Annotated in this window: 22 protein-coding genes and 1 pseudogene; 15 read left to right on the top strand and 8 right to left on the bottom strand. The window is 72.1% G+C overall.

Features of this window, described 5'->3' with window-relative positions:
• Positions 1 to 109: 109 nt before the first annotated feature.
• The 3 genes and pseudogenes from BUE48_RS06605 to BUE48_RS06615 all read right to left on the bottom strand — a co-directional run.
• Positions 110 to 478 (bottom strand): annotated as a pseudogene (locus BUE48_RS06605) (globin); the annotation flags it as partial.
• A gap of 65 nt (positions 479 to 543) precedes the next feature.
• Positions 544 to 1551, bottom strand: coding sequence for a mechanosensitive ion channel family protein (locus BUE48_RS06610; protein WP_012851700.1), 1008 nt, complete (start codon positions 1549 to 1551; stop codon positions 544 to 546).
• 885 nt (positions 1552 to 2436) lie between these two features.
• A complete protein-coding gene (locus BUE48_RS06615) occupies positions 2437 to 2718 on the bottom strand; it encodes a hypothetical protein (protein ID WP_012851701.1) in 282 nt (93 codons plus the stop codon).
• 508 nt (positions 2719 to 3226) lie between these two features.
• Here BUE48_RS06615 and BUE48_RS06620 point away from each other — a divergent pair.
• Both BUE48_RS06620 and BUE48_RS06625 read left to right on the top strand, forming a co-directional pair.
• Complete coding sequence (locus tag BUE48_RS06620; RefSeq protein WP_502694594.1) at positions 3227 to 4897, top strand: tetratricopeptide repeat protein; 1671 nt, start codon at positions 3227 to 3229, stop codon at positions 4895 to 4897.
• A 2-nt stretch (positions 4898 to 4899) separates the two neighbouring features.
• The gene (locus tag BUE48_RS06625; RefSeq protein ID WP_012851703.1) at positions 4900 to 5496 is read left to right on the top strand and encodes a GNAT family N-acetyltransferase; all 597 of its coding nucleotides are present in this window, start codon (positions 4900 to 4902) and stop codon (positions 5494 to 5496) included.
• Positions 5497 to 5643: 147 nt separating this feature from the next.
• Here BUE48_RS06625 and BUE48_RS06630 read toward each other — a convergent pair whose 3' ends face one another.
• Both BUE48_RS06630 and BUE48_RS06635 read right to left on the bottom strand, forming a co-directional pair.
• Complete coding sequence (locus BUE48_RS06630) at positions 5644 to 6438, bottom strand: class I SAM-dependent methyltransferase (protein WP_083789790.1); 795 nt, start codon at positions 6436 to 6438, stop codon at positions 5644 to 5646.
• Between the two features lie 72 nt (positions 6439 to 6510).
• A complete protein-coding gene (locus BUE48_RS06635) occupies positions 6511 to 8622 on the bottom strand; it encodes a prolyl oligopeptidase family serine peptidase (RefSeq protein ID WP_012851705.1) in 2112 nt (703 codons plus the stop codon).
• Positions 8623 to 8955: 333 nt separating this feature from the next.
• Between BUE48_RS06635 and BUE48_RS06640 the strand changes: the two genes are divergently transcribed.
• The 4 genes from BUE48_RS06640 (at position 8956) to BUE48_RS06655 (ending at position 11397) form a co-directional block, all read left to right on the top strand.
• Positions 8956 to 9465: an HNH endonuclease gene (locus BUE48_RS06640; protein ID WP_012851706.1), complete on the top strand. Its 510-nt coding sequence runs from the start codon at positions 8956 to 8958 to the stop codon at positions 9463 to 9465.
• A gap of 76 nt (positions 9466 to 9541) precedes the next feature.
• Positions 9542 to 9763, top strand: a complete 222-nt coding sequence (locus BUE48_RS06645; protein WP_012851707.1) for an FmdB family zinc ribbon protein — start codon at positions 9542 to 9544, stop codon at positions 9761 to 9763.
• A gap of 42 nt (positions 9764 to 9805) precedes the next feature.
• Entirely contained in the window at positions 9806 to 10168 is a 363-nt protein-coding gene (locus BUE48_RS06650) for a cupin domain-containing protein (RefSeq protein WP_286989341.1), read from the top strand.
• Between the two features lie 80 nt (positions 10169 to 10248).
• Positions 10249 to 11397, top strand: a complete 1149-nt coding sequence (locus tag BUE48_RS06655; protein WP_217265456.1) for a phosphatidylinositol-specific phospholipase C1-like protein — start codon at positions 10249 to 10251, stop codon at positions 11395 to 11397.
• Positions 11398 to 11452: 55 nt separating this feature from the next.
• Here BUE48_RS06655 and ilvD read toward each other — a convergent pair whose 3' ends face one another.
• A complete protein-coding gene (gene ilvD, locus BUE48_RS06660) occupies positions 11453 to 13309 on the bottom strand; it encodes a dihydroxy-acid dehydratase (RefSeq protein WP_286989344.1) in 1857 nt (618 codons plus the stop codon).
• Between the two features lie 401 nt (positions 13310 to 13710).
• A complete protein-coding gene (locus BUE48_RS06665; RefSeq protein ID WP_012851711.1) occupies positions 13711 to 14535 on the bottom strand; it encodes a nuclease-related domain-containing protein in 825 nt (274 codons plus the stop codon).
• 257 nt (positions 14536 to 14792) lie between these two features.
• Here BUE48_RS06665 and BUE48_RS06670 point away from each other — a divergent pair, with 257 nt between their 5' ends.
• From BUE48_RS06670 to BUE48_RS06680, 3 genes are all read left to right on the top strand, one after another.
• Positions 14793 to 16223 carry an amidase gene (locus BUE48_RS06670; RefSeq protein WP_012851712.1) on the top strand — a complete coding sequence of 477 codons (1431 nt, stop codon included), beginning with the start codon at positions 14793 to 14795 and terminating at the stop codon, positions 16221 to 16223.
• Between the two features lie 62 nt (positions 16224 to 16285).
• The gene (gene malQ / locus BUE48_RS06675) at positions 16286 to 18439 is read left to right on the top strand and encodes a 4-alpha-glucanotransferase (RefSeq protein WP_286989347.1); all 2154 of its coding nucleotides are present in this window, start codon (positions 16286 to 16288) and stop codon (positions 18437 to 18439) included.
• Between the two features lie 42 nt (positions 18440 to 18481).
• A complete protein-coding gene (locus BUE48_RS06680; protein ID WP_012851714.1) occupies positions 18482 to 18856 on the top strand; it encodes a hypothetical protein in 375 nt (124 codons plus the stop codon).
• A 34-nt stretch (positions 18857 to 18890) separates the two neighbouring features.
• Here the strand turns inward: BUE48_RS06680 and pepN are convergent, their stop codons facing one another.
• Positions 18891 to 21443 carry an aminopeptidase N gene (gene pepN, locus BUE48_RS06685; RefSeq protein ID WP_012851715.1) on the bottom strand — a complete coding sequence of 851 codons (2553 nt, stop codon included), beginning with the start codon at positions 21441 to 21443 and terminating at the stop codon, positions 18891 to 18893.
• A gap of 147 nt (positions 21444 to 21590) precedes the next feature.
• Here pepN and BUE48_RS06690 point away from each other — a divergent pair, with 147 nt between their 5' ends.
• From BUE48_RS06690 to BUE48_RS06715, 6 genes are all read left to right on the top strand, one after another.
• Entirely contained in the window at positions 21591 to 22202 is a 612-nt protein-coding gene (locus tag BUE48_RS06690; RefSeq protein ID WP_012851716.1) for a mycothiol-dependent nitroreductase Rv2466c family protein, read from the top strand.
• Positions 22203 to 22369: 167 nt separating this feature from the next.
• Positions 22370 to 23071, top strand: coding sequence for an energy-coupling factor ABC transporter permease (locus BUE48_RS06695; protein ID WP_012851717.1), 702 nt, complete (start codon positions 22370 to 22372; stop codon positions 23069 to 23071).
• 5 nt (positions 23072 to 23076) lie between these two features.
• Positions 23077 to 23421 (top strand): PDGLE domain-containing protein, encoded by a 345-nt coding sequence (locus BUE48_RS06700; protein WP_012851718.1) that lies wholly within the window; start codon positions 23077 to 23079, stop codon positions 23419 to 23421.
• Positions 23422 to 23511: 90 nt separating this feature from the next.
• On the top strand, positions 23512 to 24273 hold the full coding sequence (cbiQ, locus tag BUE48_RS06705) for a cobalt ECF transporter T component CbiQ (protein ID WP_012851719.1): 762 nt from the start codon (positions 23512 to 23514) through the stop codon (positions 24271 to 24273).
• Positions 24258 to 25028 carry an energy-coupling factor ABC transporter ATP-binding protein gene (locus BUE48_RS06710; RefSeq protein WP_286989353.1) on the top strand — a complete coding sequence of 257 codons (771 nt, stop codon included), beginning with the start codon at positions 24258 to 24260 and terminating at the stop codon, positions 25026 to 25028. The genes cbiQ and BUE48_RS06710 overlap by 16 nt, the downstream gene beginning before the upstream one ends.
• Positions 25029 to 25219: 191 nt before the next feature.
• A complete protein-coding gene (locus tag BUE48_RS06715; protein ID WP_012851721.1) occupies positions 25220 to 26176 on the top strand; it encodes an ATP-binding protein in 957 nt (318 codons plus the stop codon).
• Positions 26177 to 26241 lie beyond the last annotated feature (65 nt).

The raw sequence follows: 26241 nt of genomic DNA on the forward strand, positions 1-26241 counted from the left end.
AGGGTCATCCCCGACGCTACAAAGGGCAGAGCAAAGGGCGTTCTATCAGACGGTATGCAACAAGTGTCCGATTTGTTCTCGGGAGGTGGCGCCCCCGCCGCAGGGGTCAGTCAGGGGTGTTGACCAGGCTGTGGGCCGCCATCTGCAGGTAGTTCCACAGCATCTGCTCCAGGTGCTGGGGGAGCTTCAGCTCGTCCACCGCGTCCCGCATGTGCCGCAGCCAGGCGTCCCGCTCGGCCGTGCCGATCCGGAAGGGGGCGTGGCGCATGCGCAGCCGGGGGTGGCCGCGCCGGGCGCTGTAGGTATTGGGGCCGCCCCAGTACTGGATGAGGAAGAGGCGCAGCCGCTCCTCGGCGGGGCCGAGGTCTTCTTCGGGGTAGAGGGGGCGCAGCAGGGGGTCTTCCGCCACGCCCTGGTAGAAGCGGTGGACCAGCCGCCGGAAGGTCTCCTCGCCGCCGACGGCCTCATAGAAGGTCACTTCTTGTGCCATGGTGCCTCCCACCCTATGCGAGCGGGGTGTGCGCGGGGCCGGATCCGGGCCGATCAGGCGGCCGGGGGATTGGCGACGGTGACGCCCGCCGCGTCGAGGGAGTACTTGACGCGCTCGCGCAGCTCGCGGGCCACCTCGCCCTGGCGTCCGGGGGCGGTCTTGACCACCAGGCGGACCACCACGGCCTCGCCGCTGAGGCCCTGCACGCCCCACACCGACGGCTCTTCCAAGATGATGTCCGCCCAGCCCGGGTCGGCGGCCAGCTTGTCGGCGGTGGTCTTGAGGATCTCCTTGACCTTGGTGGTGTCCTCCTCGTAGCCGACCGGGATGTCCAGGACCGCCCGGGCCCAGTTCTGCGACTCGTTGCCCACCCGCAGGATCTCTCCGTTGCGGATGTACCAGACCACCCCGTTGACGTCGCGCAGCCGCGTGACCCGCAGCGTGATCGCCTCCACGGTGCCCTTGGCCTGTCCCACGTCCACCACGTCGCCGACCCCGAACTGGTCCTCCAGCAGGATGAACAGGCCGGCCAGGAAGTCCTTGACCAGGCTTTGGGCGCCGAAGCCCACCGCCACGCCGATCACGCTGGCGCTGGCCAGCACGGGGGTGAGGTTGAGCCCCAGCTCGCCCAGCGCGCTGAACACCGCCGTCCCCATGATCACGATGGAGGCGATGCTGCGCAGCACCGAGCCCAGTGTCTTGGCGCGCTGCTGCCGCCGCTCGCTCAGCAGCACCTGGCTGCCCTCCACGTGGGTGCGGCCGCTGCTGCGCAGCCGCTCGGGCACGGTGCCCTCGGCCATCCGGGTGGTGATCTTTATGATCATCCGGTGCACGATCCGCCGCAGGATCAGCGCGACCGTCAGCGTGACGACGATGGCGAACAGCCGGTTGGTCCACAGGTCCAGGTGGTAGTCGTGGACGAACTTGGTCGCCTCCGGGCTGTGGGTGATGTTCCAGAACAGCCGGCACGGCATGAGGGGTTTGGGACCGCAGTACGTCTCCGGGCGTTCGTCGGCGTCGAACAGGGGAGCGGTCACTCCGAGGGCCGCAAGGTCGGACAACGGGAATCCTCCGGAGTCTGGGGGCATGACCGTGCCGCCGGGGACCCGCGGCGGCACGAGCCGATGCTAGGCGACGCCGGCCGGCTGCCCGAACGGAATGCGCCGTGATGTGACCCACCGGGTGAGAGAACCCTCCCGGGCAACGCCTGTGCGACGCGGTGGAGGCGGGCGTCGCCGGGACCGCGGGCGGGACGCCTGGCCGGGCGGGACGGTTTGAGCCGGACGCGGACGGGGCGAGAAAGCTGAATCGGATTCACTATTGCGTCATGCCGTCGTGTCTTTTCCGGTTCGCGCTTGAGGGCTCGTCGCGCCCTCCGGAGGTACGTCACCGTTCACGGCCGTAATGCCTTCCGTATCGCTCATGGAAACGGCGGTGTGGAAAGCGGGACGCCGCTAAAGCAAATTGTCCGTTTTGGTAGAAACGAGCCTTTCTTGATGGGATGCAACGATCGCGTTCGGCGAACCTTTTCGCTGCGCGGTCTTGGGACTCGGCGGCGGCCGGTGCGGTGACGTTCCGGATCCGCAGCGCGTTCCTGGGCGCGGGCACCCGTCTCGATCTGCGAAGACGGGGCGCATCGCGGAGATTCGGTACCGCGATCGCCGGCCTGTGCCGTCGTGAGGGGGCCGGGCCGGCGGCCGACTGCTCGGGGTGGGCGCCCACCGCGCCCACCCCGAGCGGCAAGGCCGTGCCCCGCGGGCCGCGGCTGCCGCGCCGTTCCCCGCCGCGGCCGCGCGGGACACAACCGGCTTGCGGCTCCGGTGAACCTTCTCCCGCCTGCGCTCTCAGGCGACGGGCTCCGATGCCGCCTCCCCCCAGATCAACGGCATCGCCCCTGGGCCCGGCCGGTGACGACGGCGGGATAAGGACCGAAGGGAGCCGTACGCCTATTGCGGCAGCGGCTGCAGGACGTGCGCCAGCTTCGATGCGGCGCCTTGCGGATCGTCGGCTCGGTGCATGCGCTCTCCCCACGACCACCAGTAGTAGGGGCCGGAGGAGTCCGGGGCCGGGGCACAGGTCACGTCTTCGGCCAGGCTGCCGGCCTCTGGGTTGACCACTCGCAGGAAGGCCGGTCCGGAACGGGTCCGCACCACCCTGGCCACCAGGCCGCATGAGCCGACGGCCTCCCCGAGCTCCTCCAGATAGCCGACGCGGTAGTCGTTGTTCACCTTGCACCCCTCCCTCGTGCGCGGTGAGACGGAACCTTTCCCGGCGCACGCCCTCGGGCGGGGGCCTCGACGGTGCCCGCCGCTGCGACCTGCGCGTCCCGGCCTGCGAGGACGGCCTGCCGAAAAGGGTTCACTGCTACGTGATCGACTGTATGCGGTTCGTGCTCGGGGCTGAGAATTGCAAGTTCTGCGGCGACTGGTCAAGCGGTGTTGTGCCCTAAAAAGTGGGAGATTCTCCCGTTTTGGGGTTAGGTTCATCCCACTCCGGAGGAAAAATCTTCACCCCGGTGGTCGATGGCCCATCCCCTTCGCCGTCATTTTCGGTGAATCGCTTGGCCTGCCCTGGCGCGAGAGTTACGCTGCGTGTGCGAGAGGTAATCACTCGTGGCCAAAAGGTTAGCTTTCGTCCGGTATGTGTGCCTGCTCACAGGGTCGGGCCGGCCTCATACCGGTCGCGCACACCGGAGGCGGCGCCCCCGCCGCCTCCAGGGCAGGAAGGCCGGAAGCAATGCCGGAATCCCCCGGGAACGCCCCCAGGAAAGAGACGGACATCGCCCGCCGGGTCCGCGCCTACGGTCTTGCCCGGGGCCGCACCCCGGCGGAGATAGCCGTGGACATCTACGAGCAGTGCGGCCCGCTGTTCGGCACCACCCGGATCAAAGCCCACCGGCTGGCCCATGGCGTCGCGCTGTCGGACATCGTCGCCCAGATCCGCGCACTGCACGAACTCGACGGCAAGCCGCAGCCCAAGCTGGGCGAGACGCTGCTGTCGGCCTATGAGAGCGGACACAAGCGCCCCGGGCCGGTCTATCTGCACTACCTGTGCACCGTCTACCAGGTGGAGCCCGCCGATCTCGGCTTTGCGGGCCCCTGCATCTGCGACCGCGGTCACGGGCGGCCGACGTCCGCCCTGGAGCGGGGAACCGCCCGGCCGCCCTCGCCGCCGGCCGGGCACCGCGTCGTCGCCTCCCGCGCCCTGGGCGAGCCCGACGCGCTGGTCGGGAACGTGGTCGTGCCGATACCGGCCGACCGTCATTGGATCACCGTCGGCGACGGCCGCATGGGCGCCGCCCAGCCGGCGGATGTGGGAGAGGAGGACGTGGTGCTTCGCAGAACGCTCCTGCAGCTGATGGCCGGGGCCGGCGTCACGCTCGACGGCGAGTTCCTGGGCGCCGTGGATCACCTGCGCCGCAAGATGGACGACACCCTGGTCAGCGCCACGGTGTCGCCCACCATGCTGGACCAGTGGGAGGAGACCACCCTCGGCTACGGCCGGCTCTACCAGGCCACCCCTTCGCTGCGCCTGCTGTGCGATGTGCTGCTGGACTTCAGCGAGGTGCGCCGCATGTGCGAGCGGCGGCAGCCGGTGGAGACCCAGGAACGGTTGTGCCGGCTGGCCGCCCAGCTGGCCGGGCTGTGCGGGCTGATCATGATCAATCTGGGCGATCACCGGCTGGCCCGGTCGTTCTTCCGCACCGCCAGCACCGCCGCCGACGAGACCGGCGACCGGGCGCTGCGCGCCTGGGTGACGGTGCGCGAGGCGCTGGTGCCGATGTACTACGGCGACCCGCGCGAGGCGCTGCACCTGGCCCGCAAGGCCCAGGACCTGGCCGGCCGGAGCCCCAGCGTGGCGGCGGCCATGGCGCCCGCGGTGGAGGCGCGGGCGCTGGGGCTGCTGGCGCTGCGGGGCCGCACCGACGCCGCCCCCAGCGCCCGCCGGGCCCTGGTCCGCGGCCGCTCGGTCTTCGAACAGCTGCCCAAGTCCCAGACCAGCGACCTGGCCTTCGGGTTCACCGAACGGCAGATGGCCTTCTACGAGGGCGACACCTACACCAACCTCGGCGACCACAAGTCCGGGGAGGAGGCCCTCAGCCGCGCGCTGCGGCTGTACGCCCCCACCGACTGGGTCGATCTGACACTGGTGCGCCTGGACCGGGCCGCCTGCCGGATGCACGCCGGGCACCCGGAGGCGGCGCTGGAGGTGGCGCAGGAGGCCATCACCGAGCTGCCCCCCGACCACCGCTCCGACATCTTGGTGCACCGGGCCCGCCAGCTCGGCGCCACGGTCTCGGCGCGCTTCGGCGAGATCAAGGAGCTCAAGAGCTTCTATGAGGCGCTGTCGGGACCGTCGGTCAGCAGCCCGGCCGCCCGGCGGCCGAACCCGGCCCAGCAGATCTGAAGATGCCGGCCGTGGAGGGGAACGCCCACACCCTGGTGCGGCGCCGCCGGGAACCGCCCGCCTGGCAGTACCGGGATCTGCTGATCCGCCGGTACGTCCCGGCCGACCACGCCGCCGTGCTGGAGCTGCACCGCCAAGGGCTGGCCCAGGTCGGGCTGCGCCCCGGCGACGGGGTCTACTACGAGCACGACCTGTTCCGCATCGAGGAGGTCTACTTCGACCGCTGCGGGGAGTTCGTGGTCGGCGAGCGGGACGGCGTGGTCGTGGCGATGGGCGGGCTGCGCCGGGCCGACCTCATCCCCACCGGGCTGACCCGGGCGCACGGCGGGTACGCCGTGGGGCTGCCGCCGCGCACCGAGATCGCCGAGATGGTGCGGCTGCGGGTGCACCAGACGGTGCGGCGCCGCGGCTACGGCTCGGCGATCGTCGCGGCCCTGGAGGAACGCGCCGTTGAACTCGGCTACCGCCTCCTGCACTGCGACACCACCGACCTGCAGGTCGCCGCGATGGAGCTGTACCGGCGAGCGGGCTGGCGGGAGACCAGACGGGAGGTCATCGGCGGGATCACCAACGTCTACTTCGAAAAAGCCCTGTTCTGACGGGGCTTGACCGGCAGGGACGGGTCGTGGTGGGCCTCGCATCGGCGGCGCGGACCGGTGCGAGGCCCACCACGACCCGGCCTGCTTCTCCCGCGGGGAGCGGAGCCGTCCGGTAAGGGGCCGCCGGACGGATCCGCTCCTTCCAGGTCAGCCCAGGGTGCCGCCGGCGAACTGCATCAGCGGCAACCGGTGGTGCCGGAGGCGGCGGTAGCCGCGCTCCTGGAGCGCCCGGCGCAGCTCCTGGTCGCCGAACATGGTCAACCCGGTGAGGCGGCCGATCAGCTCGCCGGCCGGCCCGGCCAGCGGCAGTGCCGGCCGGCGCAGGGTCAGCAGCGCCAGGCGACCGCCGGGTTTGAGAACCCGGGTCATGTCGTCCAGCGCCGCCCACGGGTCGTCGAACAGGTGCAGGCCGCCGAAGCAGCACACCGCATCGAACACCCCGTCCCGGAACGGCAGCCTCGCCGCGTTCCCGCGCACATACCCGATCGTGTCGCCGGCGGGTTCGGCCACGGCGCGCTCCAGCATGGTCGCCGACACATCCAGCCCGACCACCAGGCCGCCCGGCCCGACCCCTTCGGCCAGCGCCCGGGTCACATTCCCCGGCCCGCACGCCACGTCCAGCACGGTCATGTCCGGTTTGCGGGGGTCGGTGGGGCGTCCCAGGGCCAGCCAGGAACGGGCCAGCGCGTACTCCTCGGCGGTGTCGGGCCCGGCGGGCCAGCCCTTGGCCAGGTTGAAGCCGATGGGCCGCCACACCTGCTCGTAGATGCGCGGCAGGAGGGTCGATTGCATGGCCCGCTGGGCGGGCGAAGGCGCCGGTTCATCACCGGGACCGAGCAGGTCCAGATAGCCCGCGGCGTCCTCGGCGCGGGCGGGAGGGGAGGCGAGCAGCTCCACGATGCGCTCGTGTACGGCGTGCTGTCCTGCGGCCGTCGTGCCCATTCCTCTATTTGATCATCGGATTCGACACCGGATACCGGCTTTCTTCAATGAATGTGGCGCAGCTCTCATTTCTCATTGCTCCGGTTCGTCGGTGAGTTGCAGCCCGGTGTGGGCGGCCAGGAACGACAGGGTGTCGGCCGACAGCTCCACCGACCGGCTCACCGCCCGTCCCCCGTGCCCGACCTCGGCCTCGTGGCGCAGCAGCACCGGCCTGTCGGAGGCGGTGGCGTGCTGCAGCGCGGCGCACATCTTGCGGGCGTGCAGCGGATCCACCCGGGTGTCGCCGTCGAACACCGTGAACAGGACCGCCGGGTAGGCCACCCCTTCCCGCACATGGTGGTAGGGCGAGTAGGACAGCAGCCACTCCAGCTCCTCGGGGATCTCGGCGGACCCGTACTCGTCGTTCCAGGTCTGCCCGAGCCCGAACTTCTCATAGCGCACCATGTCCAGCAGCGGCGCCGAGCAGACGGCCGCCGCGTACAGGTCCGGGCGCTGGGTGATCGCCGCGCCGACCAGCAGCCCGCCGTTGGAGCCGCCGGAGATCCCCAGCATCTGCGGGGTGGTCCAGCCGTCGGCGATCAGTTTCTCGGCGGCGGCGTGGAAGTCGTCGAAGACGTTCTGCTTGTGCTCCCGCATGCCGGCGCGGTGCCACTCCTCGCCCTCTTCTGAACCGCCCCGCAGGTTGGCGATGGCGTAGACGCCGCCGGCCTCCGCCCAGGCCAGCACCCCCGCCGAATAGGACGGGGTGAGCGAGACGTTGAAGCCGCCGTAGCCGTACAGGACGGTCGGGCGCGGCCCGTGGCCGCCGGGCCGGGCGATCACCAGCATCCGCACCTTGGTGCCGTCGTAGGACTCGTAGGTGATCTGCCGGGTCTCCACCTCGGGCACCTCGACCTTCCCGGGCGCACCGGCCCACAGCGCGGTCCGGCCGGTCAGCGCGTCATAGCGGTACACCGAGGTCGGGGTGGTGTTGTCGGTGTAGACGAACCACGCCTCATGCCCGCCTTCGGGACGCTCCACCAGCGCGCCGATCGAGCCCAGGCCCGGGAGCGGCACCTGCTCGATCAGCTTCCCGGTGGCCAGGTCGTGGACGGTGATCTCGCTGACGGCGTGCCGGGTCCAGCCCGCCAGCAGCAGCGGGCGCGCCAGCGCCGGCCCGTCCAAGATCGCATAGTCGGTCAGCACCGCCTCCGGGTCCTCGGGGATCAGCTCCCGCCAGGACTCGTGCGAGGGGTCGGCGGGGTCGGCCACGCACAGCCGTCCGCGGGGGGCGTCCCGGTCGGTGAACAGGTAGGCCCGCCCGTCCCGGCCCACGTGCAGGCTGGTCTGGGCGTCCACGCCCACCTGGACGGGGGTCAGCCGCGGGGCCTGCGGGGAGGAGGCGGCCAGGTCGGCCAGCCACACGTCGGTGCGGGGCGCGGTGCCCTGGGAGGCCGACACCGTCAGCCAGCGGCCGTCCCGGCTCACGCTCACCCCGTAGTAGTTGGTCTTGTCCATGCCCTCACCGAAGATCAGCACGTCCTCGGTGTCGGGGTCGGTGCCGACCCGGTGCAGGTAGACCCGCCGGTGGTACTGCTCCTCGCCCTCGGGGACCTGGCCGGGCGGCAGCCGCCGCACGTAGTAGAAGGCGGCCGGTTCGCCGAGCCGGGAGGGCAGCCAGGCGATCGGGGTGTAACGGGTCCGTTCGATCGGGCCTTCGAGCACCTCGCCGGTGACGACGTCCATCACATACAGCCGGGACTCCTCGTCGCCGCCGTGGGAGAGCAGGTACGCCAGCAGCCGCCCCTCCCGGTCGGGGGACCAGCCGTCGAGGGTGGTGACCCCGGACGGGTCGATCTGCATGGGGTCGATCAGCACCTGCTCCCGCCCGTCCGGGTCCGCCGTGTACAGCACGGCGTGCTCCTGGTCGGCGGTGCGGCGGGTGAAGAAGCGGCGCTCGCCGCGCCAGACCGGCGGGCCCACGCTGCCGGCCCGCAGCAGCTCGGCGATCCGGTCGCGCAGCCGTCGCCGGCCCGGCAGCGCGCCCGCCGCCGAGCGGAACAGCTCGTCTTGTTCGGCCAGCCATTGTTTGGTGGCCGGGGAATCGGGATCTTCCAGCCACCGGTAGGGGTCGGGGATCCGGTGGCCGTGCAGTTCGTCGACGATGTCCTGACGTGGTGCGCTCGGGTATCTCGGGCGGCTCATGAACCGAACCCTATGCGCCCTTCGCATGCGCCGCTGGCAGGAGCCGCACCAGCTCGGCGGGGAGTTTCCGGGGGCTTGCCGCCTGATTCAGGCGGCGGCGGGCGGGGCGATGCGGCAATGACATTACGCGTTCGAACCGTCGCCGATACGGGGAATTTATGGGGTAGCGAGAACGGCGGCCCAACAGTCACACTGATCTCAGCTCGATCGCCCTGGGGAGGCCCATATGACGGGTGCACAGGTGCTCGAATCCATACTCGAGCCTCGGCGTAGCAGACGCGGGAGCGGATACGCCGAGGCAGCCGGAATGCACGAGCGGGCGGGGGGCGTCTGATGCGCCAGGTCCTGCTGCTGAATGCGTCCTATGAGCCGCTCACCACGCTCCCGCTACGGCGAGCCGTGTGCCTGGTCCTGCGGGACAAGGCCGAGGTCGTCCACCATGACTCCACCGGTGCGGTGCTGCGCTCGGCCTCCACGGTGATGGAGGTGCCCTCGGTGATCCGGCTGCGCCGATACGTGCGCATTCCCTTCCGCACCCGCGTGCCGCTGACCCGGGCCGCCTTGATGCGGCGCGACAACTTCCGGTGCGCCTACTGCGGCCATCGCGCCGAGACCATCGACCATGTGATCCCGCGCAGCCGCGGCGGCAAGCACGTGTGGGAGAACTGCGTCGCCTCCTGCGGCCCCTGCAACCACCGCAAGGCCGACCGGCTGCTGGAGGAGCTCGGCTGGGTGCTGCGGGTGACCCCGCAGGTGCCGCGCGGCGCGCACTGGCGGCTGATCGGCATCACCGACGACAGCGACCCGCAGTGGGCGCCGTACGTCACCCAGTACGCCGCCTGATCTTTGCGGACCGGCCGCCTGTCACCCGGGCCTTGCGTCCGGGTGACAGGCGGGGCGGCCGGTTTATCCTGGTGCCGTGCCACGCTATGACTTTCGCTGCCGTACCTGCGGGTCCACCTTCGAGGTGGACCGCCCGATGAGCCGGGCCTCCGAGCCGGCCTCCTGCCCCGCAGGTCACGACGACACGGTCAAGCTGCTGTCCACGGTCGCCTTCATCGGCCGGAGCACCGGCTCCGCCCGCTCCGCCCCGCCGCCCGCCCCGTCCGGCGGCTGCTGCGGCGGCGGTTGCTGCGGCTGACGCCTTATCTCTTCCCGACGCGGTTCGGGCATGCTTGTCGGCATGCCCGAACTGATCGACAAGCCGTCGCGGATCGCCGCGGCGGGCGAGCCGCCCAAGCTGATCGATGAATATGTGGGGGCGGTCAACACCGGGAACACCGGTATCAGCATCGCCCATATGCGCAGCCCGTCCGGGTGGGCCGAGCCGGGGCAGCGCCCGGAGTTCGACGAGTACACCGTGGTGCTGCGCGGCAGCCTCACCGTCGAGTACGAGGGCGGCGCCATGGAGGTGTCCGCGGGGCAGGCGGTGCACGCCAAAGCGGGGGAGTGGGTGCGCTATAGCACTCCCGGTCCCGAGGGCGCCGAGTACATCGCCGTCTGTGTTCCCGCGTTCTCACCGGCCATCGTGCACCGGGACGAATGAGCCCGCGGGCGACCGCCGATTGAGAACGTGGTTCGGCGTTGACGGGTCAGTAAAGGTGAGTTTTTCTCACCTTTATGATCGTGCACCCCCCAGCACGCGGTCGGCGGAGCATCCCCGGTCGTGCCGTCGCCCTGGCCTCCGCCATGCTGGCGGCCGTCGCCGTACTGCCGGCCGGTTCCGCCGCCGCCCACGCCGTCGAACCCAGGCTGAATCAGATCCAGGTCATCGGCACCCACAACAGCTACCACCTCGAACCCAGCTCCACGGAGCTGGGGTTGATGACCGCCGTGGCCGGATCTCAGGCGTCCGGGCTGCAATACAGCCACCCCCCGCTGCAGCAGCAGTTCGCCGGGCAGCACGTCCGGCAGATCGAACTGGACGTGTACGCCGACCCGGACGGAGGCCGCTACGCCCGCCCGGTGATCCGCCGCCTCACCGGGCAGCCGGCCGAGTACGACCCGCGGCTGAAGAAGCCCGGCACCAAGGTGCTGCACATCGCCGGGCTCGACTACCGCAGCAACTGCCTGACGCTGGTCGACTGCCTGACCGCCGTGCGCCAATGGTCGCAAAGCAACCCGGGACACCTTCCCCTGGCGATCCTGCTGGAGTTCCAGGACACCCTGGGCATCCCCACCCCGAGCGGGGTGTCGATCCCGCTGGTCACCTGGACCCGGGAGCGCATGCTGGCCGTGGAGCAGGAGATCCGCTCGGTCTTCGGCCCCGATGACCTGATCACCCCGGACACCGTGCGCAAACCGGGCCGCACCCTGGAACAGTCGGTGCTCGACGGCGGCTGGCCCACCCTCTCCGCCGCGCGGGGCAAGGTCATGTTCTTGATGGACAACGCCGGGGTCTACCGGGACCGCTACATCCAGGGCAACCCCAACCTGGAGGGACGGATCCTGTTCACCAACTCCGAACCCGGCCGGCCCGACGCCGCCTTCGTCAAACGCAACAACCCCACCGACAGCGGCATCCGCGACCTGGTGGCCAAGGGCTACCTGGTGCGCACCCGCGCCGACGTCGGCACCGCCCAGGCCCGCACCGGCGACACCGCGATGCGGGACGCCGCCCTGGCCAGCGGCGCCCAGTGGGTCAGCACCGACTACCCGGTCCCCGGCCTGGCCGCCCGCTTCGGCACCGGCTATTACGCCGCGCTGCCCGGCTTCGTCCCCGTCCGCTGCAACCCCGTCAACGCCCCGCCCGGCTGCGCCGTCACCGGTCCGTGACACCCGATGCGGGGCGCGCCCGGACCGGACGCGCCCCGCACGGTGCCGTGAAAGATCAGCGGCCGGTCAGCTGGCCGATGTCGCGGGCGGCGCCGGTGGACGCCGAAGTGGCCATGGCGGCGTAGGCCTGCAGGGCGGCGCTGATCGGGCGGTGCCGGTCGCGCGGCCGGTAGCCGCCCAGGTCGGCCAGGAGCTTTTCANNNCGGGCGGCCAGCTCCTCCTCCGGCACGTCCAGCTCCAGCGAGCGGCGGGGGATGTCGATGACGATCCGGTCGCCGTTCTCCACCAACGCGATCGCCCCGCCGGCGGCGGCCTCGGGGGAGACGTGCCCGATGGACAGGCCGGAGGTGCCGCCGGAGAACCGGCCGTCGGTGATCAGCGCGCACGCCTTGCCCAGGCCGCGGCCCTTGAGGAACGAGGTCGGGTACAGCATCTCCTGCATGCCCGGCCCGCCCTTGGGACCCTCGTAGCGGATGACGACGACGTCGCCCTCCTTGACCTTGCCGCCGAGGATGCCCTCGACCGCCTCCTCCTGGCTTTCGAACACCACCGCCGGGCCGGAGAAGGTCCACAGCTCCTCCTCCACACCGGCGGTCTTGACGATCGCGCCGTCGGGGGCGATGTTGCCGTACAGCACGGCCAGGCCGCCGTCGGCGGTGTAGGCGTGCTCGATGTCGCGGATGCAGCCGTTTTCCCGGTCCAGGTCCAGCTCGTCCCACCGGCTGGACTGGCTGTAGGCCTGGGTGGTGCGCACCCCGCCGGGCGCGGCGTGCCACAGCTCCCGCGCCTGCGGCAGCACCTCGGGGGAGCGGACGTCCCACTTGGCGATGAACTCGCCCACCGTGGCGGCGTGGACGGTGCGGGCGTCCCGGTTGATCAGTCCCGCCCGGTCCAGCTCGCCCAGCAGGGCCGGGATGCCGCCGGCACGGTGCACGTCCTCGATGTGGTACTTGCCGGTGGCCGGGGCGACCTTGCAGATGCACGGCACCCGGCGCGACAGCTCGTCGATGTCCTTCAGGCCGAAGTCCACACCGGCCTCGGTGGCGGCTGCCAGCAGGTGCAGGATGGTGTTGGTGGAGCCGCCCATCGCCACATCCAGCGCCATGGCGTTTTCGAACGCATCGCGCGTGGCGATGCTCAGCGGCAGCACCGACTCGTCGTCGTCCTCGTAGTAGCGCTTGGCGATCTCCACCACGCGCCGCCCGGCGTCGGCGAACAGCTTCTTGCGGGCGGCGTGGGTGGCCAGGATGGTGCCGTTGCCCGGCAGCGCCAGCCCGATCGCCTCGGTCAGGCAGTTCATCGAGTTGGCGGTGAACATGCCCGAGCAGGACCCGCAGGTCGGGCAGGCGTTCTCCTCCACCTGGGCCAGCGCCTCATCGGAGACGCCGGTGTCGGCCGAGGCGATCATCGAGTCGATCAGGTCCAGCTTGTGCCCGCCGGAGACCCCGCTGACCGGCTTGCCGGCCTCCATCGGCCCGCCGGAGACGAACACGGTGGGGATGTTCAGCCGCAGCGCCGCCAGCAGCATCCCCGGGGTGATCTTGTCGCAGTTCGACAGGCAGATCAGCGCGTCGGCGCGGTGCGCCTGCACCATGTACTCCACCGCGTCGGCGATCAGCTCCCGGGACGGCAGCGAGTACAGCATCCCGTCATGGCCCATGGCGATGCCGTCGTCGACGGCGATGGTGTTGAACTCGCGCGGCACCCCGCCGGCCTCGCGCACCGCCTCGGCCACCACCTCGCCGACCTCGCGCAGGTGGACGTGGCCGGGCACGAACTGGGTGAAGCTGTTGGCCACCGCGACGATCGGCTTGCCGAAGTCCTCGCGCGCCACCCCGGTGGCGCGCAGCAGGGCGCGGGCGCCCGCCATGTTCCGGCCGTGCGTGACGGTACGTGACCTGAGCGGTGGCATGGGGACCTCTCCAACCTTCAATCCGGCGGTGCCAACGGATCGTATGGCCCGCATCTGTCTGATCTTTTGTCGACCCCCGTACGGCCCGGTCCACGGCGACGCGCGGCCGGCCGGCCGGGCCCGGGCGCCGGCCGGACGTCCCAGGCCACGGCGTGAGGGTCGTCATGGGGACGGCCGGATCCGGCGGGCCTGGAGGTCACGAGCAGCGGCGGATCCGGATCGCGGTGCCGGCGGTCGGCCCACGGAAGGTCGCGTGCGGCCGGTGCGTACGTCCTCCCGATGCTACCCGCCGGGACCGCGCACGCGGCCTCAGACGGGGCGATACGGGCACCTGACCACGGGCCGGAAACGACAAAACCCCGTCCAGTTGCCGGCTGCCGGACGGGGTGAGGGGAAAACGGTCACTCGTCGGTGGGGTACTTGGGCGGCAGGACGGCCAGCGCGGCCTCGTAGATGCGCTCCACGTCCGTCTCGGTCAGGATCTTGGGGCGGCGGCGCAGGTAGGCGCGGGCGCGGTTGCCGGCGTAGACGTCCACATCGCGCACCCGCATCACCTTCCAGGGAATGGACGGGCCGTAGATGGCCACCGACGCCTGCACCGGCACCTCGAAGCCCACCTTGGCGGAGAGCATCTTGCTGGCCTGCTGGGCCTCCCAGCGGGCCTCGTCCAGCCGGTCCTTCTTGTTGAACGGGCCGTGGAAGAGCTTCAGGTGCGACAGGGTGCGCACCGGCAGGCGGCGGTCCCACTTTTCGGAGTCGATGGCGTACACCCCGCTGGGCCCCACCACCAGGTGGTCGATCTTGCCGTCGCTGACCCCTTCGTCGTCGCGCGGCACGGCGCGGGCGTGCAGGATGCGGTAGCCGCTCTTGGTCAGCGAGCGCAGCTGCCGCTCGGTGCGCCGCTCGGCGGCCGAGGACTTCTGCCAGGCCGCCACACTGGAGGTGTTGCGGGAGCGGCGGTAGGCGTAGGCGACCGGCACCAGCACGGCCACCAGCAGCCCAAGCCGCCAGCCGACCAGCCAGGCCGCCAGCACCCCGGCGAGGAGACCGGCGCCGATCGGCGGCCCCCACCGCTTCACCCGCGGATCCTTCAGCAGGTCACGGGGGTTGTCGGGGAGACGCAGCCGCGGCCCGGAGGGCGGCTTGGGCTGCGGCTGCGGCGGCGGGTCGCCGAAGGAGGCGTCGGTGGGATGGCCCTGGGGAGTGCCCCGATCCGTGGTCGCCATTGTGACGCTCCGTGTTCCTTTAAGGGGGAGGCGTGGTCCTCTTGGCGCAGAGTAGTCATCCCGCCGGGAGGCGCCTAGTGATGCGTCGTTCATAGTTTCGTCGCCTCGGCTAGGATGTCGCACTTTGCATCGCTGGTCAGATTATTGTTCACCCCTGCACATGCTTGTATATCCTTAACGGCCGAGTTTGATCCTTCACGCTCGGTGACGGCCGGGGCCGAGGCCGTCTTGAGCGAGGTCGGCTACCGTTCGTCCTCGTGACCCGGCTGCACGATCTGACCGCGCTGGAGCAGGCCGCCGCGATCCGGTCCGGCGAGCTGTCCCCGCTGGAGCTCACCGACCACTACCTCGACCGCATCGAGCGGCTGAACGAGCGGGTCGGCGCGTTCGTCACGGTCACCGCCGACCGGGCCCGCCGACAGGCCGGCGAGGCCGCCCGGCGGGTGCAAGAGTGCGCCGAGAGGCGGCTGCTGCCGCCGCTGCACGGGGTCGCGGTGCCGGTCAAGGACCTCAGCTCGGTGCGCGGGGTGCGGCTGACGCGCGGTTCGGCCGCTTGCGCGGACCTGGTGGGCTCCGTCGACGACGCCGTGGTCACCCGGCTGCGGCGGGCCGGCACCGTGCTGCTCGGCAAGACCGCCACCCCGGAGTTCGGCCTGCCCTGCTACACCGAGTCGGCGGTCGCGCCGCCCGCCCGCACCCCCTGGGACCCGGCCCGCTCGGCCGGCGGCTCCAGCGGCGGGGCGGCCGCCGCGGTCGCCGCCGGGCTGGCGCCCGTCGCCCACGGCAGCGACGGCGGCGGGTCCATCCGCATCCCCGCCAGCGCCTGCGGGCTGGTCGGCCTCAAGCCCACCCGGGGCCGCATCAGCCGCGGCCCCCTCGCCCCCGACCTGTTCGGGCTGGTCACCGACGGCCCCATCGCCCGCACGGTGCGCGACGCCGCCGCGCTGCTGGACGTGATGCACGGCCCTGAGCCGGGAGACCTGTATACGGCGCCGCCGCTGCCGCCGGGCCGCAGGTTCCTCGACTACGCCGACATCGACCCCGGGCGGCTGCGCATCGCCCGCACCCTCGTCCCGCCGATGCTGGAGACGACGGTCCACCCCGACTGCGTGACCGCCTACGAGAAGACCTCGGCGCTGCTGGAGGAGCTGGGACACCACGTGGAGGAGCTGCCGCCGGTGTTCGGCCCGCAACTGGCGCCGGACTTCGCGCTGCTGTGGAGCGTCACGGCCGCCCTCACCCCCGTGGACCCGGCCCGCGAGCACCTGCTGCAGCCGCTCACCCGCTGGCTGCGCGACCGCGGCAACGCCGTCGGCGGCCCTGAGCTGCTGGCCGCGCACGCCCGTCTGCAAAACGCCGTGCGCGCCGCCCTGCCGGTGCTGGACCGCTTCGATGCGATCTTGACGCCCACCCTGGCCGCCCCGCCCGCCCCGGTCGGCTACTTCCACGACGCCGAACCCGCCGTCAACTTCGAGCGGCAGAATCGCTTCACCCCGTTCTGCGCCGTCTACAACCTCTCCGGCCAGCCCGCGGTGACCCTCCCGCTGCACTGGAACGCCGCCGGCCTGCCGATCGGGGTGATGCTCGCCGGCCGGCTCGGCGGGGAGGGCACGCTGATCTCCCTGGCGGCCCAGCTGGAGGCCGCCCGCCCCTGGCGTCGCCGCCGCCCGCCGATCTGGGACGCCTGAGCCGCCCGCCGCCGGAGAAGGACTCGCGTTGCCCGGCGGCATTTGCGGGAACGGTCCCCGGCGTGGCGGACGAGCAACTGGTCAGACTGGCCCGGGGGTACCGCGTCGGCACCGGCTACACCGACTGGCGCGGGCGCACCGTGGAGGTGCCCCGCGACACCATCGTCGCGGTCCTGGCCGCGCTCGGCGTGGACGCCGCCACCCCTGCGGCGGTGCGGGCGGAACTGGCCCGGCTGGAGGAGCGCGGCCGCACCCGTCCGCTGCCTCCCGTGGTGGTCTGCTGGGCGGACGAACGCTCCGGCGCGGGGCGGATCGCCGTCCCGGCCCGCCCCGCACCCGGCGCCGAGGCCCTGCTGATCCGGGCCGACGGCGGGACGAGCCGCCTGCCGCCCGCCGGGCGCCGCCGCACGTCCGGGCCCGACCCCGTGGACCATGACCTGTACCTTCTCCCCGAAGGGACGCCGCCGGGCCTGCACCGGCTGCGCCTGCGGCGGAACGGCCGGGAAGAGGAGACCGCCCTGCTGGTGGCCCCGGCCAGGCTGAAAGAGGCGCCGCGCGCCTGGGGGCTGATGGCCCAGCTGTATTCGGTGCGTTCCCGCGCTTCCTGGGGGATGGGCGACCTGCGGGACCTGGCGGATTTGGCGGCCTGGGGAGCCGAGGCGCTGGGCGCGGACTTCGTGCTGGTCAACCCGCTGCACGCGGCCGAACCCGTCCCTCCGGTCAACCCCTCGCCCTACTCGCCGATGAGCCGCCGCTTCGCCGCCCCCCTCTACCTGCGCATCGAGGACCTGCCCGAGTACGCGGCCCTGGGGCCGGCCGACCGCGAACGCGTCGAAGCCCTGGCCGCCCCGCTGCGCCGCAAGGCGCGCACCCTGCGGGAGATCGACCGGGACCGCATCTGGCGGGCCAAGCTGGCCGCCTTGGAGATCTGCCACCGGCAGCGGCGCGGCACCCGGCAGCAGGACGACTACGAGCGTTTCAAAAAACGGGAGGGCGAGGCGCTCACCGCGTTCGCCACCTGGTGCGCCCTGGCCGAAGAACACGGCCCGGACTGGCGGCGCTGGCCCGCCGCGCTGCAGGACCCGGCCGCCCCCGCCGTGGCGGCCGAGCGCAGGCGCCTGGCCGGGCGCATCGACTTCCACACCTGGCTGCAGTGGCGGCTGGACGAGCAGCTGGCCGAGGCCCAGTCGGCCGCCCGCCGCGCCGGGATGCGGATCGGCATCGTCCACGACCTGGCCGTGGGAGTGGCCCACGGCGGCGCCGACACCTGGATCCACCGCGCGGTGTTCGCCGCCGGCATGAGCGTGGGCGCCCCGCCCGATGAGTTCAACCAGCGCGGCCAGGACTGGGGCCAGCCGCCCTGGCACCCCCGCCGCCTGGCCGAGGCCGAGTACCGGCCCTACCGCGGCATGCTCGCCGCCGCGCTGCGCCACGGCGGCGGCCTGCGGCTGGACCACGCCATGCAGATCTCCCGCCTGTGGTGGGTGCCCGAGGGCCGCTCCCCGGCCGAGGGCACCTATGTGGGCTATGACCGCGAGGCGATGCTGGCGTGCCTGGTGCTGGAGGCCGCCCGCACCGGCGCGGTGGTGATCGGCGAGGACCTGGGCACCGTCGAGCCGGAGGTGCGCGCGGACCTGGCCGCCCGCGGCGTGCTCGGCACCGACCTGCTGTGGTTCGAACGCGACGAGCACGGCCGTCCCCGCCCGCCCGGCGCCTGGCGGGAGCCGGCCCTGGCCACGGTCGGCACCCACGACATGCCCCCGGTCACCGGCTTCCTGCACGGCGACCACGTGGTGCTGCGCGCCCGGCTGGGCCTGCTCACCCGCCCCGCCCCCGAGGAGGCCGCCGACCACCGCGCCGCGCTGGCCGCCTGGCTGGCCCTGCTGGCCGACCAGGGCCTGCTGACCACCCGCCCCGAGGAGATCCTGCGCGCCCTGGCCGAGGGCTCGACCGCCCACGACGAGGAGGTGGTCACCGCCCTGCACGCCTTCCTGGCCCGCACCCCCGCCCGCCTGCTCGGCATCGCCCTGACCGACGCCGTGGGCGAACGCCGCATTCAAAACCAGCCCGGCACCGGCGACGAGCACCCCAACTGGCGCATCCCCCTGGCCGACGCCCAGGGCCGCCCCGTCCTCCTGGACGACCTGCCCACCGCCCGCATCCGCGCCCTGCTCGCCCCCGTTCTGCAACGTTCCCCGGACTCGGCGTCTCGTTAGACTCCGGCCTTCGGAAGACGGCGATGCGGTGAGGACGATGGCATGTCCACTCCAGCGTGCTTCGAGGAATTCCCCGAGGTGATGACCGAGGAGGAGTATCTTGCGCTCCCCGAGGACGTCGCCCGGATGATCGAGATCGTCCACGGCCACATCATCAGGTGCGAATCGCCCGTCCCGATGCACAACCGCATCGCCCGCAGGCCGGCCGGCGGGCTGGAGGCCGCTCGCTCTCCCGAAGGGCCGTGCCTGTCGGTCGAGACCGACAACGACGTGATGCTCTGGCGGGTGCCCAAGTTCACCTTCCGCCTGGACGCCGCGACGCGGGAGTACCGGCTGCACGCGGTGCACCGCTCGGTGCTGGAGCTGGAGCATCCCGTGCGGGTCACGCTGCCGTTCGGGGCCTTGACCTCCGGCTGAGCGGGGGAGGCCAAGGCCCCACGGCGAGGCGGGGTCAGCCGGCGGCGGCGTCCTTGGCGCGGGCGCGCAGGGCGCGCAGCACGCCGTCGCGGCCCTCCAGCAGCAGGCGGCGCAGCGCCGGCTGCGGGTTCGCCGAGGCGATGTAGGCGTCGGTGCGGTCCACCGTGGACTGGTCGATCACCAGGAACGGGTAGGCGACCTCGGCGAACGTCTGGGCCATGTCGCTGCTCCACTCCGCCCAGATGCGTCCCACCTCGGCGAAGTAGCGCTCTGCGTACGGCTCCAGCAGCTCCACCCGCTCGGCCGCGTCGATGAACCCGCCCAGCGTGGCGCGGAACAGCGCGTTGGGCAGCTCGCCGCCGATGATCTGCTCCCAGGCGGCGGCCTTGGCCTCGGGCGTGGGGATGGCCGCCCGGCAGCCGGCGGCGTGCCGCTCCCCGGCGGCGGTGGAGTCGCGGCCGTACTCGGCGTCGATCTCCGCCTGCCCGGCCCTGCCGGTGACCACCAGGCGCCGCAGCAGCGTCCAGCGCAGCTCGGTGTCGACGGTCAGGCCCTCCAGCGTGTGCGTGCCCTCCAGCAGGCCGTGCAGGAACGCCAGGTGCTCGTCGGAGACGGCGCAGGCGGCGAGGGCCTGCACGTAGCACAGCTGGAAGTCCGAGCCGGGCTCGGCCCGGTGGGCCAGGTCGTACAGGGCGTCGGCCATCATCTGCAGGCCGGTGGTGCGCCAGGCCGGGTCGGCGTACTGGTGCACGGCGGTGCGGGCCTGGCGCAGCAGCGTCTGCGCCACCGAGATGTCGGTGACGCCGCGGATGCCGCTCAGCAGCAGCCGCACGTAGTCGCGGGTGGCCATCTCCGCGTCGCGGGTCATGTCCCAGGCCGCCGACCAGCACAGCGCCCGCGGCAGGCTGTCGGCGATGTCGCCGATGCCCTCGATGAGGGTGCGCAGCGAGTGCTCGTCCAGCCGGATCTTGGCGTAGGTCAGGTCGTCGTCGTTGACCAGCACCAGGTCCGGGCGGCGCTCGCCGACCAGCTCGGGCACCTCGGTGCGGGCGCCCACCACGTCCAGCTCCACCCGCTTGCGGCGCACGATGCCCCGCTCGGTGCGGTCGTACAGGCCGATGGCGATGCGGTGGGAGCGCAGCGTCGGGTGGTCGGGCTTGGCCTCCTGCAGCACCGCGAAGGAGGTGAAGACGCCGTCGGCGTCCACCTGGTACTCGGGGCGCAGCGTGTTGACCTCGGCGGTCTCCAGCCACTCCTTGGACCAGGAGGTCAGGTCGCGCCCGGAGGTCTCCTCCAGGGCCTCCAGCAGGTCGCCCAGCACGGTGTTGCCCCAGGCGTGCCGGTCGAAGTAGCGGCGCACGCCCTCCAGGAAGTTCTCCCGCCCCACGTAGGCGACCAGCTGCTTGAGGACGCTGGCGCCCTTGGCGTAGGTGATGCCGTCGAAGTTGACCTCGACGGCGCGGATGTCGGGGATGTCGGCGGAGATGGGGTGGGTGGACGGCAGCTGGTCCTGGCGGTAGGCCCAGGCCTTCATCAAATTGGCGAAGGTCGTCCACGAGCCGGTCCAGCGGGTGGCCTCGGCCTGGCACAGCACGCTCATGTAGGTGGCGAACGACTCGTTCAGCCACAGGTCGTCCCACCAGCGCATGGTCACCAGGTCGCCGAACCACATGTGCGCCATCTCGTGCAGGATGGTCTCGGCGCGCCGCTCGTAGGCGGCGTCGGTGACGCGGGAACGGAAGACGTAGTCCTCCAGGAACGTCACGCACCCGGCGTTCTCCATCGCCCCGGCGTTGAACTCCGGCACGAACAGCTGGTCGTACTTGCCGAAGGGGTAGCGGCGGGCGAAGACCCGCTCGAAGAACTCAAAGCCCTGCCGGGTGACCTCGAAGATGGCGTCGGCGTCCAGGTGCTCGGCCAGCGAGGCGCGGCAGAACACCCCCAGCGGGATCACCGAGCCGTCGGCGCGGCGGTACTCGTCGCGGACCGCGTGGTAGGGGCCGGCCACCAGCGCGGTGATGTAGGTGGAGATCCGCGGGGTGGGCGGGAAGACCCAGCGGGCCTTGCCGTCGCCGGTCCGCTCGGTGGAGGAGGCGGCCTCGTTGGTGACCACCTGCCAGTCCTCGGGCGCGGTGACCGACAGCTGGAAGGCCGCCTTCAGGTCCGGCTGGTCGAAGCAGGCGAACATGCGGTGCGCGTCGGCGGTCTCGAACTGGGTGTACAGGTACACCTTCTGGTCGACCGGGTCGACGAACCGGTGCAGGCCCTCACCGGAGCGCGAGTACCGGCAGTCGGCCACCACGCGCAGCTCGTTGTCGGCGGCCAGGTCCGGCAGCGGGATCCGGCCCGCGTCCGCGTCGTAGGAGGCCGGGTCCAGCGACCGGCCGTTGAGCACCACCTCGCGGACCGTCGCGCCGTGCAGATCCACGAACGTGGACGCCCCCGGCTCGCCGCAGCCGAACCGGACCACGGTGGTGGATCCGAACCGCTCATCGCCGGTCGTCAGATCCAGGTCCACCGCGTACGACTCGACGGTGAGCAGCCGGGCACGTTCCCGCGCCTCCTCGCGCGTGAGGTTGCCTGCCACATCCACTCCTTGAAGTCGGTTGCCGCTCGTCCATGTCTATCAACCGGGCGTCGGCGGTGTCCTCCGGAGACGGCCCGAGCCGGAATTGAACGATAAATATTTTGGTTGTCCGGAACGGACGTATCCCTGACATCGCAGGAGGCTGCAGTGACGCAGGCCCGTACCCCCGTCGACTTCTGGTTCGACCCGCTGTGCCCGTGGGCGTGGATCACCTCGCGCTGGATCCACGAGGTGGCCGCGCTGCGGCCGATCGAGCCCCGCTGGCATGTGATGAGCCTGTCGGTCCTCAACGAGGGCAAGGACGTCCCCGAACAGTACCGGCGGCTGATCGCCGAAGGGTGGGGGCCGGTACGGGTATGCATCGCCGCCGAGCAGAAGTACGGGCCGCAGGTGCTGGGCGACCTGTACACCGAGCTGGGGGTGCGGCGGCACCTGCGCAAGCTCCCGTTCGACCGGCCGACCATCGAGGACGCGCTGCGCGCCGCCGGGCTGGACCCCGAGCTGGCGCAGGCCGCCGAGTCCACCGACTACGACGAGGCGGTGCGGGCCTCGCACGCCGAGGGCATCGGCCTGGTGGGCGAGGAGGTCGGCACCCCGGTGATCGCGGTGGAGGGCGTGGCGTTCTTCGGCCCGGTGGTCACCCCGGCGCCGAAGGGCGAGGACGCGGTCCGGCTCTGGGACGGGGTGCTGGCCGTGGCGCGCACACCGGGGTTCTACGAGCTGAAGCGGACGCGCACCGAGGAGCCGAGCTTCGAATGAGCCGGCGTCCCTGATCGCCCCGCCGTCGGGTACGTGTACTGCACGGAAATCGTTATTGCGAGCCACTTGCAACTGCAAGAGAGGTGTCGTCAAACTGGACCCATCGGACGAACGGTTCGTTTTCGCATGTGCGGAATCGGCCCTCCGGATGGGAAGGGTGAGACGGAGTGCACGTACCCGACGGGTTCTTCAACGCGCCGGTGTCGATCGGCGCCGGGGTCGTCGCGGCGGCGGGCATCGGGCTGTGCCTGCGCGGCGCCCGCCGCGAGCTGGACGAGCGGACCGCTCCGCTGGCGGGGCTGAGCGCGGCGTTCGTGTTCGCCGCCCAGATGATCAACTTCCCGGTGGCGGCCGGCACCAGCGGGCACCTGATGGGCGGCGCGCTGGCGGCGATCCTGGTGGGCCCCTACACGGGGGTGCTGTGCATCTCGGTCGTGCTGCTAGTGCAGATGCTGTTCGCCGACGGCGGGGTCACCGCCTATGGGATCAACGTCACGCTCATGGCCCTGACCGGGGTGCTGGTCGGCTACGGGGTCTTCAAAGCGGTGACCGCGCTGCTGCCGGGCGGCCTGGCCCACAGCAGGGCGGGACTGACCGCGGCCTCCTTCCTGGGGGCGCTGGCGTCCGTGCCCGCCTCGGCCCTGGTGTTCGTGGCCCTGTTCGCCCTCGGCGGCACCGCCGATCTGCCGCTGGGCGCGGTGCTGGGCGCCATGCTCGGCGTGCACCTGCTGATCGGCATCGGCGAGGGCGTGATCACGGCGATCACCGTCGGCACCGTGGCCGCCGTCCGCCCGGACCTGGTGTACGGGCTGCGCGGCCGGCCCGCCTCGCCGCTGGAGATCCGCACGCCCCGCTCGGTGGAGGTCTGAGGCAGATGAAAACCGGCAACCGGCGCTTTGCCGTGGTCTTCCTGCTGGTCGCCCTGGTGGTGGCCGGGGTGGTCAGCTTTTACGCCAGCGGCGACCCCGACGGGCTGACCAAGGTCGCCGAGGACAAGGGGTTCGCCGCCCAGGAGAAGGAGCATCCGCTGTCGGGCTCCCCGCTGAGCGACTACGGCGTCAAGGGCGTGGAGAACGAGCGGCTGTCGGTCGGGCTGGCCGGGGTCATCGGCGTCGCCCTGACCGCCGCGGCCGGCGGCGGGCTGTTTTGGGTGCTGCGGCGCCGCGACGGCTCGGCCGCCGCGGACGCGCCGGCCGCATCCGGCGCCGGAAAGCCCTGATGAACCCCGTCGCGAAGAAACGGAGCACACCGCTGGAGCCGTCCGGAGGCCGCCGCGGAGTCCGGACGGCCCCGGCCGTCTGATACGGCGATGACAGGACTCGGCCGGCGGCTGTACCTGCCTGAAGACACCCCGCTGCACCGGCTGCCGCCCCAGTGCAAGCTGGCGGCGGCCGGGGCGTTCGTGCTGGCGGTGGTGTGCACCCCGCGCGAGGCGGTCTGGGCGTTCGGCGTGTACGCGCTCATGCTGGCCGCCGTCGCCGCGCTGGCCCGGGTGCGGCCGGGCTTCCTGCTGCGGCGCATGGTCATCGAGGTGCCGTTCGTGGCGTTCGCGCTGCTGCTGCCGCTTGTGGCGCGCGGCCCCCAGGTGCAGGTGCTGGGGCTGACGCTGAGCGAAAGCGGCCTGTGGTCGGCCTGGAACATCCTGGCCAAGGCGACGCTGGGCACCGTCTCGTCCCTGCTGCTGGCCGCCACCACCGAGCCGCGCCGGCTGCTGATCGGCCTGCAGCACCTGCGCGTGCCGCCGCTGCTGGTGCAGATCGCCACGTTCATGTTCCGCTACGCCGATGTGATCGTGGCCGAGATGCAGCGGATGAAGGTGGCGCGGGCCGCCCGCGGCTTCCAGGCGCGCGACGTGCGCGCCTTCGGGGTGCTGGCCCGCTCGGCGGGCGCGCTGTTCCTGCGCTCCTATGAGCGGGGCGAACGGGTCTACCTGGCGATGCTCAGCCGCGGCTACGACGGCCGGATGCCGGTGCTGCACGACAGCCGGGCCGGCGCCGCCCAGTGGGCGGGCGCCGCGCTCCTGCCCGCCGCCGCGGCCCTGGTCGCCTTGAGTGCTTGGATGGTGACGTGACGACCCCCTCTCTTGAGATACGCGGCCTGGCCTACGCCTACCCCGACGGCACCCAGGCCCTGTACGGCGTCGACGTCACCATCGGGCGCGGCGAGCGGGTCGCCCTGCTGGGACCCAACGGCGCCGGCAAGACCACTTTGGTGCTGCACCTGAACGGCATCCTGCACGGCGGCGCGGGCACCGTCCGGGTCGGCGGGCTGACGGTGGACCCCGCCGACCGCCGCACGCTGCAGGAGATCCGCCGCCGCGTCGGCATCGTCTTCCAGGACCCCGACGACCAGCTGTTCATGCCCACCGTCGCCGAGGACGTCGCCTTCGGCCCGGCCAACCTGGGGGTGCGCGGCGCCGAGCTGCAGGAACGGGTGGAGCGGGCGCTGGCCCAGGTGGGCATGCTGGAGGCCGCCGACCGGCCGCCCCAGCACCTGAGTTTCGGGCAGCGGCGGCGGGTGGCGGTGGCCACCGTGCTGGCGATGGAGCCGGAGATCCTGGTCATGGACGAGCCGTCGTCCAACCTGGACCCGGCCGGCCGCCGCGAGCTGGCCGAGATCCTGCGCGGCCTGGAGGTGACCTTGCTGATGGTCACCCACGACCTGCCGTACGCGGCCGAGCTGTGCCCGCGCTCGCTGATCCTGTCCGGCGGCGTGATCGTCGCCGACGGCCCCACCGCCGAGCTGCTGAGCGACGAGGCCCTGCTGCGCGCCCACCGGCTGGAGCTGCCCTACGGCTTCGACCCGGCCTTCTTCGCCCGCCGCTGACCCCGCCGGGACGTCGCTCTCCGTCAGATCCGTCCTGCGGAAAGTAGCCGAATTCCCCCGTGAGCCGGTGGCGACCGGATAGGCTCGGGCCGCTGTCGAAATCGACAACGGTTTTCATGTCCAAAATGGCCCCTTCCGCCCTGCCGCCGGAGCGGGGCGGGGGCGCGGAAGGCTCGATGGGAGGACGGATCGTGAAGGTCGCGTTCGTCGGCAAGGGCGGCAGCGGCAAGACCACCCTGTCGTCGCTGTTCGTCCGCTACCTGGCCGGACGGGGACTGCCGGTGGTGGCCATCGACGCCGACATCAACCAGCAGCTGGGCGTGGCGCTGGGACTGGAGGAGGAGCAGGCCGCCAAGATCCCGGCGCTGGGCGACCACCTCACCGAGATCAAGGAGTACCTGCGCGGCGACAACCCCCGCATCGGCTCGGCGTCCGCCATGATCAAGACCACCCCGCCCGGCCGGGGCTCGCGGCTGCTGCGGATCGGCGGGCAGGACCCGGTGCACGCCCTCGGCGAGGAGGTGGCGGGGGCGACGCTGCTGGTGACCGGGGCCTTCAACGACGAGGACCTGGGGGTGGCCTGCTACCACTCCAAGACCGGGGCGGTGGAGCTGTACCTCAACCACCTGGTCGACGGGCCGGGCGAGTACGTGGTGGTCGACATGACCGCCGGCGCCGACGCCTTCGCCTCCGGCCTGTTCACCCGCTTCGACGTGCTGTTCCTGGTCGCCGAGCCCACCCGGCGGGGCGTGGGCGTCTACCGCCAGTACGTCCGCTACGCCGCCGACCACGATGTGACGATCAGGGTCGTGGGCAACAAGGTCCACGGCGAGCAGGACGTGGCCTACCTGCGCGAACACGTCGGCGACGCGCTGCTGACCTGGGTGGGGCAGTCGGAGGCGGTGCGCGCCATGGAACAGGGCCGCGCGCAGGTCGCGCTGGAGAGGTCCAACGAGGCGGCCCTGGAACGCATGCTGCAGGAGGTGGACGCCCAGGAGAAGGACTGGGCGAAGTTCCACCGCCAGGCCGTGGAGTTCCACATCAAGAACGCCCGGAGCTGGGGCAACCGCGCCGTGGGCCAGGACCTGGAGGCCCAGATCGACCCCGGCTTCCAGATGCCCCCGCCGCAGTGGCGGCGGTCGGCCTGACCCGCCCGCGGCGCAGGGGCCGGCGGCAGGGGGGACCCCCTGCCAGGCCCGCGCCGCGGGCCTGG

Origin of the sequence: Thermomonospora sp. CIF 1 (genome assembly GCF_001896795.1) — a bacterium.
In the GTDB taxonomy this organism is placed as follows: Bacteria; Actinomycetota; Actinomycetes; order Streptosporangiales; family Streptosporangiaceae; genus Thermomonospora; species Thermomonospora curvata.